Annotated in this window: 6 protein-coding genes; 4 read left to right on the plus strand and 2 right to left on the minus strand. The window is 48.0% G+C overall.

What is annotated here, in order from left to right:
- Positions 1-188: 188 nt before the first annotated feature.
- Positions 189-1,427, plus strand: coding sequence for a phosphoglycerate dehydrogenase (serA, locus tag KTO58_RS09080; protein ID WP_095841640.1), 1,239 nt, complete (start codon positions 189-191; stop codon positions 1,425-1,427).
- Between the two features lie 122 nt (positions 1,428-1,549).
- Complete coding sequence (locus KTO58_RS09085; protein WP_225860152.1) at positions 1,550-1,918, plus strand: DUF4260 domain-containing protein; 369 nt, start codon at positions 1,550-1,552, stop codon at positions 1,916-1,918.
- 65 nt (positions 1,919-1,983) lie between these two features.
- On the opposite strand, the gene KTO58_RS09090 is transcribed toward KTO58_RS09085, so the two are convergent.
- Complete coding sequence (locus tag KTO58_RS09090) at positions 1,984-2,286, minus strand: phosphoribosylpyrophosphate synthetase (protein ID WP_095839676.1); 303 nt, start codon at positions 2,284-2,286, stop codon at positions 1,984-1,986.
- 162 nt (positions 2,287-2,448) lie between these two features.
- A complete protein-coding gene (locus KTO58_RS09095) occupies positions 2,449-16,980 on the minus strand; it encodes a T9SS type B sorting domain-containing protein (RefSeq protein WP_225860153.1) in 14,532 nt (4,843 codons plus the stop codon).
- A 428-nt stretch (positions 16,981-17,408) separates the two neighbouring features.
- On the opposite strand from KTO58_RS09095, the gene rpmI reads away from it, so the two are divergent.
- Both rpmI and rplT read left to right on the plus strand, forming a co-directional pair.
- On the plus strand, positions 17,409-17,606 hold the full coding sequence (gene rpmI / locus KTO58_RS09100) for a 50S ribosomal protein L35 (RefSeq protein ID WP_095839669.1): 198 nt from the start codon (positions 17,409-17,411) through the stop codon (positions 17,604-17,606).
- 39 nt (positions 17,607-17,645) lie between these two features.
- Positions 17,646-17,990, plus strand: a complete 345-nt coding sequence (gene rplT / locus KTO58_RS09105) for a 50S ribosomal protein L20 (RefSeq protein WP_095839668.1) — start codon at positions 17,646-17,648, stop codon at positions 17,988-17,990.
- The last annotated feature ends 97 nt before the right edge of the window (positions 17,991-18,087 follow it).

Below are 18,087 nucleotides of genomic sequence, written 5' to 3' on the forward strand. Positions count from 1 at the left end.
ACTACCCATTATTTTTTGACAAAATCAAATTTGACGCAAGGGTATTTGATTATTGCTTAACATCTACTAGGTTTGTGACTTGTTTTTCCCCATCACCACAATTATTAAGCCAATTGACGGTTGATTTTAACAAAGCCCACGCTGTTATCCCACATGGGAACAGCAACAGGAATATAAATAAAACTAACATGGACCAGCAAAAGATGACAAGTTATCCAAAAGAAAAGATCAGTATTTTATTGTTGGAAAATATCAGCGACGCCGCTGTAGCTGAATTTACCAATGCCGGTTACACCAATGTTCGGAAGTTGAACGGTGCGCTTGGAGAAGAAGAGCTGATCCGGGAGATTAAGGATGTACATTTGCTGGGAATACGATCGAAGACACAGGTTACCCGCAAAGTACTGGAAGCAGCCAATAAATTACAGGCTATCGGGTGTTTTTGTATCGGCACCAACCAGGTAGATCTTAAAAGCGCTACCGAATTCGGAGTAGCCGTTTTTAACGCACCATATAGCAACACACGTTCTGTAGCCGAACTCGTGATAGGATTGTCCATCATGCTTATCCGTCGTATACCCGATAAGAACAAAGCTGCACATGAAGGTATCTGGAGAAAAGAAGCTGCCGGCAGCTTTGAGCTAAGGGGTAAAACGTTAGGCATTATCGGTTATGGCAATATCGGCAGCCAGGTAAGTGTACTCGCCGAGGGAATGGGCATGGATGTGATCTACTATGATGTAGAAACCAAACTACCACTTGGCAATGCATCCCAGGAAAGGAAATTGCACGAACTTCTGGGAAAAGCTGATATCATTTCCCTCCATGTACCGTCCACACCGGCAACTGCCAATATGATCAATCAGCAGACCCTGAAGGATGTAAAAAAAGGTGCCATCTTCATTAACTATGCAAGAGGAGAAGTGGTAGACCTGGATGCATTGAAAGCAGCACTCGAGAGCGGTCAGCTCGCCGGCGCCGCCATAGATGTATTCCCTGTAGAACCAGAAAAAAACGGCGCCGCTTTTACAACGCCACTCCAACAGCTACCCAACGTAATCCTTACCCCCCATATCGGAGGCAGTACAGAAGAAGCGCAGCACAACATCGGCCTGGATGTAAGCAGTAAAATGCTCAATTACCTGGAGAAAGGTGCCAGCTTCGGTTCTCATACCATCCCCGCTTTGAGCGTACCGGCTATAGAAAATACACATCGGATACTACATATACACGAAAACGTACCAGGAGTACTTTCCGAGATCAACACAGCCTTGTCCGGAAAAAAGATCAACGTATTAGGCCAGTATCTTAAAACAAATGACCGTATCGGGTACGTAGTTCTTGATGTAGATATGGAACTATCACAGGAAGCATTGGCACTGCTCAAAGAGGTCAACCATACCATTAAAACAAGGATATTGTACTAAAACTTTAACTTCAACATTCACATAAAGGTGAAAAGAGTGTTTGGCTGATTATGAATAGCTTATAAACCCTCTTTTCACCTTTTGCTTTTTATTGGTATTGCTTTTCTTACTAATTTACAGCCATGATGAAGCGCATTTTACAATTGGAAGAGGTTGGTATGTTGCTGCTGGCCCTGTTCTTATTTCAACAACAAAGCCCATACTCCTGGTGGTTGTTTGCAGCATGTATACTCCTGCCAGACCTGAGCATGTTGGGATATTTGGGAGGGAATAAAGCAGGCGCTTTTTTATACAATCTTTTGCATCATAAAGGCATCGCCATTTTGGTATACCTGGCAGGTAACTACCTGGAAAGTGACCCCTTATTATTCGCAGGGCTGATTCTGTTTGCTCATGCAAGTATGGATCGTATTTTCGGCTATGGTCTTAAACAGCTGACGGGATTCCATGATACACATCTCGGAAAGATCGGGAAAGCCAAGACAGAATAATAGCGTACCCTCAAAAGGGTGTACATAATAACTAATAGAAAAAGGGACCGATACGGTCCCTTTTCTTATACATGAACTTTTAGTTTCCGGATCATATCCTCTGATATGTCTTCCGCATAAGTACCGTAGGCATGGATCAGTACCCCCTTGTGCCCGTTTTTGGTGACAATACCATAGACGATCGACTCATCGGCAGGGTCAGTATCACCTTCAAAACGATACGTTTCCAATACTTCAAAATCTTCAATGCGGGCATTGGCAATAGGATCATTACAAGTGATCTGGTCAAACTGCAAATTAAAATCCACGGTGAAACCTCTCTTCCGAAGATCGGTTAGTGCAGCCGTAATAGTGTCATATACTTTCATGAGCTCTGCTTTATTATAAACGCCATATACAAACAGGACACAAACACCTGTTTCCTGCTACAATGAAATTAAACATTTCTGGCGCGACATAAGTTAAATAGCCGTCATAAAAAAAAGTCCCACACCATAATAGGGTGGGACTTTTTACTGGCTGGTCTGCCGTTATCTTATTACGGTCACTTCTCCTTTCAGTACGTGAGGCTCTCCGCCAGGTACTTTCTTGTAAGTAAGCCACCATACATAGGTACCGTTGTCAACCGGGGCTCCTTTGTATTTACCGTCCCATCCTCTGTGGTCATCGGAGGTCAGGAAGATCAATTCACCCCATCTGTTGAACACACGCAGTTCATAGTTGTACATCGGTCCTCTTACTACAGGGCGGAAAATGTCATTCCGGCCATCCCCGTTAGGAGAAAACGCATTCGGCAGCGTCGGTTTTGGCTCACATTTGATGAAGTCTACGGTGATCTGGTCAGTGCTGCTACCACATTCATTGAATACAGTAACCGCATAGGTGCCAGCTTCTGTTACGGTGAGTGTAGGCCCGGTAGAACCATCACTCCAACGGATACCCGTTACTCCTGGTGCATCTGCGCGCAGTACCAGTTTTTCTCCTTTACACATCACCGTATCCCTTCCGAGGTTAATCACAGGAGCGCCTTCCATCGTCACTTTCATACTATCAGTAACAATTCGCTGACAGAAGCGATCCATCACAGCCAGCTTGTACTTGCCGCCTTGTGTGATCTCTTTCACAGGATTGGTATCACCATCGTTCCAGAGGTAAGACACCGCATCCGGGTTAGTGCCGTTGAGGGTGAGCTTAGCACCCGGGCACAACTGTCTGTCCGGACCGAGATCTACCTTAATAGATGGTTTCATACGTACATGCACGGTATCTCTTACCACACAGTTCTCGCTGCTAACCGATACCCAATAGTTACCCGGTTTGGAAACCACGATGGAATTAGTGGTTTCACCGGTTTGCCACCTGATACGGCCTCCACTTGCATTCACCGTCAGGATAATGGACTGATCCGGGCAAATAGTCGTATCACGGCTCAAGCTGATGTCCGGAGGAGGATTCACGGTCACCTTCACGGTGTCGATCGTAATACAGCCGCTCTTCATCACCTTCACCCAGTACTGTTCCTGTGTACTTACCAATATAGATGAATTCGTAGACCCATTGCTCCAGAGGTAGGAGGCGCCAGCTACAAAAGCATCCAGTTTCACAGACTGCCCACGACAGATGGTCGTATCCGGCAGGTCAACCAGCGGCGTCGGTACCATCGCTACTTTTATCGTATCGGTGGTAGAACAGATACCATTGGTCACTGTCACCCAGTAAGTGCCGGCTTGTGACACCGGTATACGTTGTGTGGTGGCTCCGGTAGACCAGCGTATATTATAGGCGAAGTTGTTGGCGCCGGCATCCAGTATCAGGCTGTTACCACCGCAGATGGTCGTATCCCTGCCCAGGTTCACGACTGGTTTGGCGTTGTATGTAAGTTTGAAGACCACCGTATCGGACACACATCCTGTCACACCATCTTTCACCACAAATGCAGCTTCGGTAGCACCATTCAGGTTGAAGATATTGGTCTGTTGAGACAGCGGTACCTGTACAGCATTTGCCGGTGTTACACTCACCAGGGTGAAGGTAGGCCGGTTTACTTTGCTGGCCAGTTGCAATACAAAGGTAGAATTATCAGAACAGTTCACAGGCAGCGCCGGATCTATCTGTGGTTTCGGACAGGGGAGTACCGTGATCCGTTGTACCCGCTCGTCAGCAATATTACCACAGGCGTCTCTTATGCTCCATCTTCTTACAATGGTGTAGCCGGAACATACATCCTTCACGTAAGGATCTTCTGTCATGGTCACCTTTTTAGGGAAGGATGGGTCACAGTTGTCGGTGGCAGTAAGTGCTGGTGCATGAGGTATCAGCTCCCCGCACTTGACAGTCTGGTCTGCAGGGGCAGGGGCGATGACAGGCCGCGTAGTGTCCTTCACGGTGATCACCTGACGTACTATTGCCTGGTTATTACAATCATCAGTAGCCGTCCAGGTGCGGATGATCAGGAAGTTATTGGCGCAGGCACCTGGTATTTCCCAGCGTTCTTGTGTACGCACTACCCTGATCTGACTGCCAGGGCTACAATTATCCACCGCACTGATGTTGGCCGGCGGAGCAGGAATAGCATCGCAACTTACCGTCGTATCTGCAGGCGGCATTACCGTGAATACTGGTTTAGTGGTGTCCTGCACCGTAATGATCTGCTGCAGTGTGGCCAGATTACCACAGGCATCGGTCGCTTTCCAGGTACGGATCAGTCGATAGTTGCGGGCGCAGATACCAGACAGGAATTCTTTCGTCTGGCTTGTTTTCACTTCTACACTGCCACTGCAGTTATCCGTAGCGGTCATCACCGGCCATTCCGGTACTTTATCACAATCTACCGTCATATTAGGCAGCTGAGGGATAGAGAATACAGGTCGGGTAGTATCCTGCACGGTGATTACCTGTTTAACGGTATTGCTATTTCCACATGGGTCCATAGCAGTCCAGGTACGAATAATACGATAGTTAGCGGCACACCTGCTTCCTGGTATTTCCTCCCTCACATCTGTAGCGGTCACATTGATCACACCAGGTGTGCAGTTATCCGTAGCGGTAAGTACCGGGCGCGTAGGTACAGCATCACAGTTCACAGTAGTATCCCTTGGTATTGCTACGTTAAATACAGGTCTGGTGGTATCCTGTACATATATTACTTGTGTCGCTTTCACCGTCAGTCCACACTGGTCTGTGAGTGTCCATGTCCTTAGCAAGCGGTAATTATTATCACATGCACCTGGAATGGTTTCTCTCCTTTCTGCTGCTTTTGCGACGATCGCACCAGGTGTACAGTTGTCTGTACCGGTAATAGTCGGCATAGCCGGTATCTGGTCACAATTCACGGTAGTATCCTTCGGTATCCGTACATTAAATACCGGTTTAGTAGTATCCTGTACTGTTATCACCTGGGTTACGGTGGAGTCATTACCACACTTGTCAACGATGGTCCAGGTACGGATCAATCTGTAGCGATTATCACATTCACCGAAGATGCTCTCTTTTCTCTCTTTTCCACTGGCGACGATCGTTCCCGGCGTACAGTTATCAACACCGGTGAGCGTGGGTTGTACGGGTACTTTGTCACAATCCACCGTCGTATCTCTTGGTATCCGTACGTTAAACACCGGTTTCGTAGTATCCTGTACGGTGATGTTCTGCGTAGCTGTAGTGAAGTTACCGCATTCATCCGTCAATGTCCAGGTACGGATCAGGCGGTAATTGTTCGCACATGCACCGGCAATATCCACTCTTGTTTCTTTGTTGGTAGCTGTAATCAGTCCTGTTGTACAGTTATCCATACCTGTTAAAACAGGTTGTGCAGGCACCTTATCGCAATCCACAATGGTATCGCGAGGTATGGCCACACCAAACCTTGGCTTAGTAGTATCTTGTACGGTGATCCTTTGACTGGCTTCTATCATATTGCCACAGTCGTCTTTGAGCGTCCATTTACGTACCAGTATGTAATTGTTGGCGCATGTATTTGGAATAGCCTGCTTACTTTCTGTAAGGGAGGCTGTCAATCCGTTGCCGGCACTGCAATTATCCGTACCGGTGATGGCTGGCGCTGCTGGGAGCTGGTCGCAATTTACCGTTGTATCTCTAGGTATCTGCACATTGAATACCGGTTTAGTGGTATCCTGTACAGTGATGATCTGTTTAGCAGTCATGATATTACCACAAGGATCTTTGAGTGTCCACACCCTGGTCAGCTCATAGTTGCTAGCGCAAGTAGCAGACAGGCTCCTCTTGGTCTCCTGCAGGGTCGCTGTGATGAGCTGACCTCCGTTACAGTTGTCCGTACCGGTGATAGCAGGTGCCACAGGTACTTTATCACAATTCACCGTAGTGTCTATCGGTATCTGCACATTAAACACGGGCTTGGTCGTATCCTGTACAGTAATTACCTGCGTTGCAGTGTTGGTGTTACCACAAGGGTCAGTGAGTGTCCATACCCTGGTCAGCTGATAATTGCTGTTGCAGGTAGCGGAGAGGTCCTTCCTGGTTTCCACCATCGTAGCAGTGACCGGCTGATTGCCGTTACAATTGTCCGTACCAGTGATGGCTGTTGCTGCCGGCACCTTGTCACAGTCCACAGTAGTGTCTTTAGGTATCCGCACATTGAATACCGGTCTGGTGGTATCCTGTACGATGATCACCTGTTGGGCGACAGTGGTATTACCACAAGGATCGGTGAGTGTCCATACCCTGGTCAGCTCATAATTGCTGGCACAGGTAGCAGACAGACTCTTTTTGGTTTCTACCATCGTTGCAGTGATAGGCTGATTGCCATTACAGTTGTCCATACCGGTAAGGGTCGGCGCTGCAGGTACCTTATCGCAATTCACCACCGTGTCTTTAGGGATCACAGTAGTAAAGGTGGGTCTGGTAGTATCCTGTACTGTAATTACCTGTTTGGCAGTAGTGGTATTGCCACAAGGATCGGTGAGTGTCCATACCCTGGTCAGCTCGTAGTTGCTGGCACAGGTAGCAGACAGACTCCTCCTGGTCTCTACCATCGCCGCGGTGATGGGTTGGTTACCATTACAATTATCCGTACCGGTCACAGTCGGTGCTGTTGGTACCTTATCACAATTCACCACGGTGTCTTTGGGGATCATAGTAGTAAAAGTGGGTCTGGTAGTATCCTGTACGGTGATGATCTGTTTGGCAGTAGTAGTATTGCCACAAGGATCGGTGAGCGTCCACACCCTGGTCAGCTCGTAGTTGCTGGCACAGGTAGCAGACAGGTTCCTCCTGGTCTCTACCATCGCTGCAGTGATGGGTTGGTTACCATTACAATTGTCCATGCCGGTAAGGGTAGGGGCTGCAGGTACCTTATCACAGTTGACGATAGTATCCTTGGGAATGACCACATTAAATACCGGCCTGGTGGTATCCTGTACCGTAATAGTTTGGGTAGCCGTCGTGGTGTTACCACAGTCGTCCACCAATATCCAAGTACGTACCAGTCGGTAATTGTTCACGCAACTATTAGGTAGCGTCACTTTTATTTCATTGCCAGCAGCTTTGATTTCATTCGTCACACAATTATCGGTACCGGTTAATGTTGGTATTGCAGGCACATTATCACAGTTGACAGTAGTATCCTTGGGAATGACCACATTAAATACCGGTTTGGTGGTATCCTGTACAGTGATGATCTGTTTGGCAGTAGTAGTATTGCCACAAGGATCGGTGAGTGTCCATACCCTGGTTAGCTCATAGTTGCTGGCACAGGTGGCAGACAGGTTCCTCCTGGTTTCTACCATGGTAGCTGTGATCGGCTGGGCGCCATTACAGTTGTCTGTACCGGTCACGGTCGGCGCTGCAGGCACTTTGTCACAGTTGACCGTGGTGTCTTTAGGGATCACGGTCGTAAAGTTCGGTTTAGTAGTATCCTGAACGGTGATGATCTGTTTAGCGGTCATGATATTACCGCAAGGATCGGTGAGCGTCCACACTCTGGTCAACTCATAGTTGCTGGCACAGGTGGCAGACAGGTTCCTTTTGGTCTCAACCATGGTAGCAGTGATCGGCTGAGCACCATTACAGTTGTCCGTACCGGTCACGGTCGGTGCTGTTGGTACCTTATCACAGTCGACAGTAGTATCCTTCGGAATAGTCACATCAAATACCGGTTTAGTAGTGTCCTGTACAGTGATGATCTGTTTAGCGGTCATGATATTACCGCAAGGGTCGGTGAGTGTCCATACCCTGGTCAGCTCATAGTTGCTGGCGCAGGTAGCAGACAGGTTCCTCCTGGTTTCTACCATGGTAGCTGTGATTGGCTGGTTACCGTTACAATTGTCTGTACCGGTCACGGTCGGTGCCGTAGGTACGTTGTCACAGTTGACCGTGGTGTCTTTAGGGATCACGGTCGTAAAGTTCGGTTTAGTAGTATCCTGTACGGTGATGATCTGTTTAGCGGTCATGATATTACCACAAGGATCGGTGAGTGTCCACACCCTGGTCAGCTCGTAGTTGCTGGCACAGGTAGCAGACAGGTTCCTCCTGGTCTCTACCATCGCCGCGGTGATGGGTTGGTTACCATTACAATTGTCTGTACCAGTCACAGTCGGTGCTGTTGGTACCTTATCACAATTCACCGTGGTGTCTTTAGGGATCACGGTCGTAAAGTTCGGTTTAGTAGTATCCTGTACGGTGATGATCTGTTTAGCGGTCATGATATTACCACAAGGATCGGTGAGTGTCCATACCCTGGTCAGTTCGTAGTTGCTGGCGCAGGTAGCAGACAGGTTCCTCCTGGTCTCTACCATGGTAGCAGTGATCGGCTGAGCACCATTACAATTGTCTGTACCAGTCACAGTCGGCGCCGCAGGTACCTTGTCACAGTTGACCGTGGTATCCTTCGGAATGGTCACATCAAATACCGGTTTGGTGGTATCCTGTACAGTGATGATCTGTTTGGCGATGGTTGCATTGCCACAAGGATCGGTGAGTGTCCATACCCTGGTCAGCTCGTAGTTGCTGGCACAGGTGGCAGACAGGTTCCTCCTGGTTTCTACCATGGTAGCAGTGATCGGCTGAGCACCATTACAGTTGTCTGTACCGGTCACAGTCGGCGCTGCAGGTACCTTATCACAGTCGACAGTAGTATCCTTCGGTATTACCGTTGTAAAGGTAGGTTTAGTGGTATCCTGAACGGTGATGATCTGTTTAGCGGTCATAATATTACCACAAGGATCGGTAAGTGTCCATACCCTGGTCAGCTCATAGTTGCTGGCACAGGTGGCAGACAGGTTCCTTTTGGTCTCAACCATGGTAGCAGTGATCGGCTGGTTACCGTTACAATTGTCTGTACCGGTCACGGTCGGTGCCGTAGGTACGTTGTCACAGTTGACCGTGGTGTCTTTAGGGATCACGGTCGTAAAGTTCGGTTTAGTAGTATCCTGTACGGTGATGATCTGTTTAGCGGTCATGATATTACCACAAGGATCGGTGAGTGTCCATACCCTGGTCAGCTCGTAGTTGCTGGCGCAGGTAGCAGACAGGTTCCTTTTGGTTTCTACCATGGTAGCTGTGATTGGCTGAGCACCATTACAGTTGTCTGTACCGGTCACGGTCGGTGCCGTAGGTACGTTGTCACAGTTGACCGTGGTGTCTTTAGGGATCACGGTCGTAAAGTTCGGTTTAGTAGTATCCTGTACGGTGATGATCTGTTTAGCGGTCATGATATTACCACAAGGATCGGTGAGTGTCCACACCCTGGTCAGCTCATAGTTGCTGGCACAGGTGGCAGACAGGTTCCTCCTGGTTTCTACCATGGTAGCAGTGATCGGCTGCGCACCATTACAGTTGTCTGTACCAGTAACAGTCGGTGCCGTAGGTACGTTGTCACAGTTGACCGTGGTGTCTTTAGGGATCACGGTCGTAAAGTTCGGTTTAGTAGTATCCTGTACGGTGATGATCTGTTTGGCAGTAGTAGTATTACCACAAGGATCGGTGAGCGTCCACACCCTGGTCAGCTCGTAGTTGCTGGCACAGGTGGCAGACAGGTTCCTCCTGGTCTCTACCATCGCCGCGGTGATGGGTTGGTTACCATTACAATTGTCTGTACCAGTCACAGTTGGTGCTGTAGGAACTTTATCACAGTTGACCGTGGTGTCTTTAGGGATCACGGTCGTAAAGTTCGGTTTAGTAGTATCCTGTACGGTGATGATCTGTTTGGCAGTGGTAGTATTACCACAAGGATCGGTGAGTGTCCACACCCTGGTCAGCTCGTAGTTGCTGGCACAGGTGGTAGACAAGTTTCTCTTGGTCTCTACCATAGTGGCAGTGATGGGTTGGGCACCATTACAATTATCTGTACCGGTCACGGTCGGCGCCGCAGGTACCTTATCACAGTTGACCGTGGTATCCTTCGGAATGGTCACATCAAATACCGGTTTAGTAGTGTCCTGTACAGTGATGATCTGTTTAGCGGTCATGATATTACCACAAGGATCGGTGAGTGTCCATACCCTGGTCAGCTCATAGTTGCTGGCACAGGTGGCAGACAGGTTCCTCCTGGTTTCTACCATGGTAGCTGTGATCGGCTGAGCACCATTACAATTGTCTGTACCGGTCACAGTCGGCGCCGCAGGTACCTTATCACAGTTGACCGTGGTATCCTTCGGAATGGTCACATCAAATACCGGTTTAGTAGTGTCCTGAACGGTGATGATCTGTTTAGCGGTCATGATATTACCGCAAGGGTCGGTGAGTGTCCATACCCTGGTCAGCTCGTAGTTGCTGGCGCAGGTGGCAGACAGGTTCCTCCGGGTCTCTACCATGGTAGCAGTGATGGGCTGGGCACCATTACAGTTGTCTGTACCAGTAACAGTCGGCGCTGCAGGCACTTTGTCACAGTTGACCGTGGTGTCTTTAGGGATCACGGTCGTAAAGTTCGGTTTAGTGGTATCCTGAACGGTGATGATCTGTTTAGCGGTCATGATATTACCACAAGGATCGGTGAGTGTCCATACCCTGGTCAGTTCGTAGTTGCTGGCGCAGGTAGCAGACAGGTTCCTTTTGGTTTCTACCATGGTAGCTGTGATTGGCTGGTTACCATTACAATTATCTGTACCGGTCACGGTCGGTGCCGTAGGTACGTTGTCACAGTTGACCGTGGTGTCTTTAGGGATCACGGTCGTAAAGTTCGGTTTAGTAGTATCCTGTACGGTGATGATCTGTTTGGCAGTGGTAGTATTACCGCAAGGATCGGTGAGTGTCCACACCCTGGTCAGCTCATAGTTGCTGGCACAGGTGGCAGACAGGTTCCTCCTGGTTTCTACCATGGTAGCAGTGATCGGCTGAGCACCATTACAGTTGTCTGTACCGGTCACAGTCGGTGCCGTAGGTACGTTGTCACAGTTGACCGTGGTGTCTTTAGGGATCACGGTCGTAAAGTTCGGTTTAGTAGTATCCTGTACGGTGATGATCTGTTTGGCAGTGGTAGTATTACCACAAGGATCGGTGAGTGTCCATACCCTGGTCAGCTCGTAGTTGCTGGCACAGGTGGCAGACAGGTTCCTCCTGGTCTCTACCATCGCCGCGGTGATGGGTTGGTTACCATTACAATTGTCTGTACCAGTCACAGTTGGTGCTGTAGGAACTTTATCACAGTTGACCGTGGTGTCTTTAGGGATCACGGTCGTAAAGTTCGGTTTAGTAGTATCCTGTACGGTGATGATCTGTTTGGCAGTGGTAGTATTACCACAAGGATCGGTGAGTGTCCACACCCTGGTCAGCTCGTAGTTGCTGGCACAGGTGGTAGACAAGTTTCTCTTGGTCTCTACCATAGTGGCAGTGATGGGTTGGGCACCATTACAATTATCTGTACCGGTCACGGTCGGCGCCGCAGGTACCTTATCACAGTTGACCGTGGTATCCTTCGGAATGGTCACATCAAATACCGGTTTAGTAGTGTCCTGTACAGTGATGATCTGTTTAGCGGTCATGATATTACCGCAAGGGTCGGTGAGTGTCCATACCCTGGTCAGCTCATAGTTGCTGGCACAGGTGGCAGACAGGTTCCTCCTGGTTTCTACCATGGTAGCAGTGATCGGCTGAGCACCATTACAGTTGTCTGTACCGGTCACAGTCGGCGCTGCAGGTACCTTATCACAGTCGACAGTAGTATCCTTCGGTATTACCGTTGTAAAGGTAGGTTTAGTAGTATCCTGAACGGTGATGATCTGTTTAGCGGTCATGATATTACCACAAGGGTCGGTGAGTGTCCATACCCTGGTCAGCTCGTAGTTGCTGGCGCAGGTGGCATACAGGTTCCTCCTGGTCTCTACCATAGTGGCAGTGATGGGCTGGGCACCATTACAGTTGTCTGTACCAGTAACAGTCGGCGCTGCAGGCACTTTGTCACAGTTGACCGTGGTGTCTTTAGGGATCACGGTCGTAAAGTTCGCTTTAGTAGTATCCTGTACGGTGATGATCTGTTTGGCAGTAGTAGTATTACCACAAGGATCGGTGAGTGTCCACACCCTGGTCAGCTCATAGTTGCTGGCGCAGGTAGCAGACAGGTTCCTTTTGGTTTCTACCATGGTAGCTGTGATTGGCTGGTTACCATTACAATTATCTGTACCGGTCACGATCGGTGCCGTAGGTACGTTGTCACAGTTGACCGTGGTGTCTTTAGGGATCACGGTCGTAAAGTTCGGTTTAGTAGTATCCTGTACGGTGATGATCTGTTTGGCGGTCATGATATTACCACAAGGATCGGTGAGTGTCCACACCCTGGTCAGCTCATAGTTGCTGGCACAGGTGGCAGACAGGTTCCTCCTGGTCTCTACCATCGCCGCGGTGATGGGTTGGTTACCATTACAATTATCCGTACCGGTCACAGCCGGTGCTGTAGGAACTTTATCACAGTTGACCGTGGTGTCTTTAGGGATCACGGTCGTAAAGTTCGGTCTGGTAGTATCCTGTATGGTGATGATCTGTTTGGCAGTAGTAGTATTACCACAAGGATCGGTGAGTGTCCACACCCTGGTCAGCTCGTAGTTGCTGGCACAGGTGGCAGACAGGTTCCTCCTGGTCTCTACCATCGCCGCGGTGATGGGTTGGTTACCATTACAATTGTCTGTACCAGTCACAGTCGGTGCTGTTGGTACCTTATCACAATTCACTACGGTGTCTTTGGGGATCATAGTAGTAAAAGTGGGTCTGGTAGTATCCTGTACGGTGATGATCTGTTTGGCAGTAGTAGTATTACCACAAGGGTCGGTGAGCGTCCACACCCTGGTCAGCTCGTAGTTGCTGGCACAGGTGGTAGACAAGTTTCTCTTGGTCTCTACCATAGTGGCAGTGATGGGTTGGTTACCATTACAATTATCTGTACCGGTCACGGTCGGCGCCGTAGGTACGTTGTCACAGTTGACCGTGGTATCCTTCGGAATGGTCACATCAAATACTGGTTTAGTAGTATCCTGTACGGTGATGATCTGTTTGGCAGTGGTAGTATTACCACAAGGATCGGTGAGTGTCCATACCCTAGTCAGCTCATAGTTGCTGGCACAGGTAGCAGACAGGTTCCTCCTGGTTTCTACCATGGTAGCTGTGATCGGCTGAGCACCATTACAGTTGTCTGTACCGGTCACGGTCGGTGCACTTGGTACCTTATCACAGTTGACAGTAGTATCCTTCGGTATTACCGTTGTAAAGTTCGGTTTAGTAGTATCCTGTACGGTGATGATCTGTTTAGCGGTCATGATATTACCACAAGGATCGGTAAGTGTCCATACCCTGGTCAGCTCGTAGTTGCTGGCACAGGTAGCAGACAGGTTCCTCCTGGTCTCTACCATAGTGGCAGTGATGGGCTGGGCACCATTACAGTTGTCTGTACCAGTAACAGTCGGCGCTGCAGGCACTTTGTCACAGTTGACCGTGGTGTCTTTAGGGATCACGGTCATAAAGTTCGGTTTAGTAGTATCCTGAACGGTGATGATCTGTTTGCCCGTCATGGTATTACCACAAGGATCGGTGAGTGTCCATACCCTGGTCAGCTCGTAGTTGCTGGCGCAGGTGGCAGACAGGTTCCTCCTGGTCTCCACCATCGTCGCTGTAATAATTTGATTACCATTACAGTTGTCTCTTCCGGTAATAGTTGGTGCTGTTGGTACTTTATCACAGTTCAAGGTGGTATCCTTCGGAATGCTTACACTAAATGTGGGCCTGGTCGTATCCTGTACATGTATAAGTTGCGTATAGGTAGCCGCATTATTACATGCATCTTTCAGTGTCCATACACGGGTAAGAGTGTATGAGCTGGCGCAGGCGGGTGATACCGGACCTTTTGTTTCCTGTAAAGTAGCGGTGATAGTGCCGGTAGTACAATTATCTGTTCCGGTGATCACTGGTTGTGCCGGGATGGCATCACAGTTGACCGTAGTATCTGCCGGAGGCAATGGCTGGTTGAATACCGGGGGTTTGGTATCCCGGACTATGATTGTCTGTGTGGCTGTTGCAACCCGGTTACAAGGATCTTTCGCCGTCCATGTGCGAGTGATACGCGTAGGACAGGTTCCGGTAATATTATCTACAGGAGACGAGAAAGTCAGTAGCATGCCATCCGGGTGGTTAAACACCGGGCTGTCAAACAACAGCGTATAGTCCTTACCGATTTCACATTCCGTAGTAATATCTGCCATCGGGCTGGCAGTAGGTGGATTATTGGAAACCGTGACCTTAATAATATTACTCTCACTGGTACAAGCACCGGAAGTGACGATACGTTTAAAGTAAAGGACGTTCCTGTTAGGAATCGTATTATAATTATAGTCTGGCTGAGTAGCACCGGCGATATTAGTAAAGGCGATGCCATCGTTACTGATCTGCCAGCTGTAGGTATAAGTACCGGTTGCTCCTGCAGGACTTCCCTTACCAGTAAATGGCGCCGGTTTGCTGGCAGGGCAGATGATCTGATCCGCCTCAATGACATTATTACTAATAGGAGCGAGGCTCGTAATAATAACAGTATCGGCTGCCCAACATTTGGTCAATGCACTATTGGTAACATACCATCTCAGTGTGACGCTGGTACCTGGTTTTACATTGGTCAGTTTGGAATTCGGTTTGTTCTTGTCTTCCAGCAGAGCAGTGCCTCCCGGGTCAGATATAATGGTCCACTCTCCCGCCTGACCGCTAGCTACCTGTCCCTGCAGGATGAAATCAGGGGTATTACATAGACTTTGATCCGGACCTGCATTGGCGACGGGAACCTGCATCACATCTACTGTGACACTATCTTTGACTACGCATTTCACATTGGTAACAGTCACGACATATTTCCGCTGCCCAAGCGATGGTGGTATATCCGTAATGGTGGTTGTCGTTTTATTGGTCGGCTGCCAAAGCACATTGAATTTAGATAACGTGTCATGTACTTTTAAGGTGACCTGCTCTCCCAGACATAACATCATCGGATCAGCAGTAGCCTTGACGACAGGTGGATTATATACTTTCACCAATGCAAACCCCGAATCCCTACAGGTACGGTTGTTGCCATAGTCGGCAATACCATACACGCCAAAGACGGAGTCGCGGGTGGGTTTTACAAGTAGGGTGTCTTTGATGATAGGAGGGGAGGTGTTTTTCCATATGTATCGCGAGTATCCCCCCGATGCTCTCAGTACGGTCGAATCTCCCAAACATATCTGGTCTTGCGAGACCGTAATCTTAGGCGCCGGAAGGATCGTTATTTTAATAGGAGTGGAGGGCGCCGCACAGGAAGGACTGTTTTCATTACCCAGTTCGAAAATGTTCACGCGGAACATGATCACTACAGGAGTAAGACGATTTCCTTTCAATTCTCCTACCCCGAAACGTAATATGGAATCTTTGGCATTTACATGGGAAACGTTCTGCCAGGTAGCGCCGCCATCGTCGCTTCGCTGCCAGCGGAACACAGCTTTTTTAAAGTAGTCTTTAGGGGAATAATAAGCGGTAAGGTCCACAGGGGCACCCTCACAAAGACTATCGGCCGGCGCCTGAGACTGCCGGCCATCGATGAAGCCAAATATATATGGACTACAATACTGGAAGGAAATATCGTCTATCGCAATATCGTTACCACATCCTCCCGGGTTGTTATTTACAATTTCTACATATACATCACTGACACCTGGTGGTGTCTTAAAACTTCCCCCGTATCGCTGCCAGGTAGGCTGATCCAGATTCATGGATACGTCATAGGTCCGGAAGGAGTCGATCACCTTTAATGTATTGGCATCTACAATCCGGAAAGTCACTCCCGCATATCGGTATCCTGTCAGTTTACCATTGTCTGTTCCGAGTATACAGGTGCTTTCAAATACCTGTTGTCCGTTTGTATTCAACAACCAGGCACTGAAGTTATATACCGCGCCGGTACATAATCCTTTTTGTAAACGGCGATAAAACCTGATCGGTTGGATAGACGAGTTGGCTACCAGCATACCACCGTTACCGTTACCAGTATGATCCGGTACATCTACCCATTCATCACGGCCTTTACTACTGGAACTGATAAAATAAAAATTATCCCCCAGGGGATAACCGGCACACGTATATCCTACTACTTTTTGATTAGCAGGCTTGGTAGCATCTCCGGGATAACAGATCCTGCCGGTGGGCTGTCCGAAATCCTCGACAAAATCGACTGCACTGGTTAACTGGCCTACGCAGACTTGTATATCACATCGCTGTGCCTGAATGTAATTTGTTTTAGTATAGGTGACACCGTTATCATCTTCCATCGTAGCGACGATAGTATACTGCCCAGGATCAGTGAACGACAGCGTTAATGATTTGCTGGTAAGTGGGTTACCCGGATTGGCCGTATATAATACATTATATGTACTCGGTGTGATGGTCCACCGTACATTGTTGGTATTTATGCTCCAGACGTTACTACCAGAACCTCCATAAAGAGTGGCATTGATGGAAGCAAAGCGCTGTTCGCCCCGAGATGACATACAAACAGTGTCCGGTGCATTGATGAGGACCTTGGTTTGGCCGTATGCGCTAGCCCATACGCATAACAGTGGCAGGTATATGAGGGAGAGAAATCGTTTCATTGATGCAAACAGGTTGAGTGAAAAAACTATTAGTGGTGAAGCAGTTGGCGGCTTTCATCACAATAGTCGCTGGATAGGTTTGGCATCATGAAGACTCTGTGTAGCCGTTAATAGGCATACTTGTGACATAGTGTAAAGTGTTTTCATAGGCTTCGATTAGTTTTCAAGGTATGGCTAAAAAATATTGCTATTTTGATGTTAAAAATATGAATAATATACGAATAACAAAATGTGTAAGATACTATGAGCTTTAACTTACAGTATTTTGTATAAATTGCATAGGACTTGGTTATGATAGTCAATTATTTAATATAACAGCGGAAAGGCGAAAAAGTTATCCACATATATACGACGTGAATAAATATTTTATAATACTCTGAAACTTTATCAAAAAGTTTCCTACCTTTGCAGACCAAATTTGATGTAAGATGCCCAAAGTAAAGACACATTCCCGTGCTAAAAAGACTTTTAAGGTGACCGGGAGCGGACAGATTAAGCGGTTTAAGGCTTTCAAGAGTCACTTGTTGACCAAGAAAGCTACCAAAAGAAAACGTAGCCTGAGAGGGAGCACCCTGGTTAGTGAAGCTAACCTGAACCTGGTAAAGAGAATGCTCTGTCTCCGCTAATTATTATCAAATTTATTAACCTGAGTAAAAAAGCATAAGATGCCTCGTTCAGTAAACGCAGTTGCTTCCAGGGCCCGGAGGAAAAAGATATTAAAGCAGGCCAAAGGTTTTTACGGTAAAAGAAAAAATGTCTATACCGTAGCCAAAAACGTCCTGGAAAAAGGGCTGACCTATAGTTACGTAGGTCGTAAGTTAAAGAAAAGAAACTATCGCCAGTTGTGGATCGCTCGTATTAACGCTGCTGTAAGAGCAGAAGGGCTGACCTACTCTGAATTCATACATAAATTGTCTGAAAAACAGATAGATCTGAACAGAAAAGTACTGGCTGACCTGGCCATGAACGAACCTGAAACCTTCAAGACGCTAGTAGCTTCCGTTAAATAAGCCACCGCTGATTGTAAATAATTAGGCCGGTATCATTATGATACCGGCTTTATTTATATGTAGCTATATTCCGCTGATTGTCAGTAGTTACACAGCC

Origin of the sequence: Chitinophaga pendula, from assembly GCF_020386615.1 — a bacterium.
Classification (GTDB): Bacteria; Bacteroidota; Bacteroidia; order Chitinophagales; family Chitinophagaceae; genus Chitinophaga; species Chitinophaga pendula.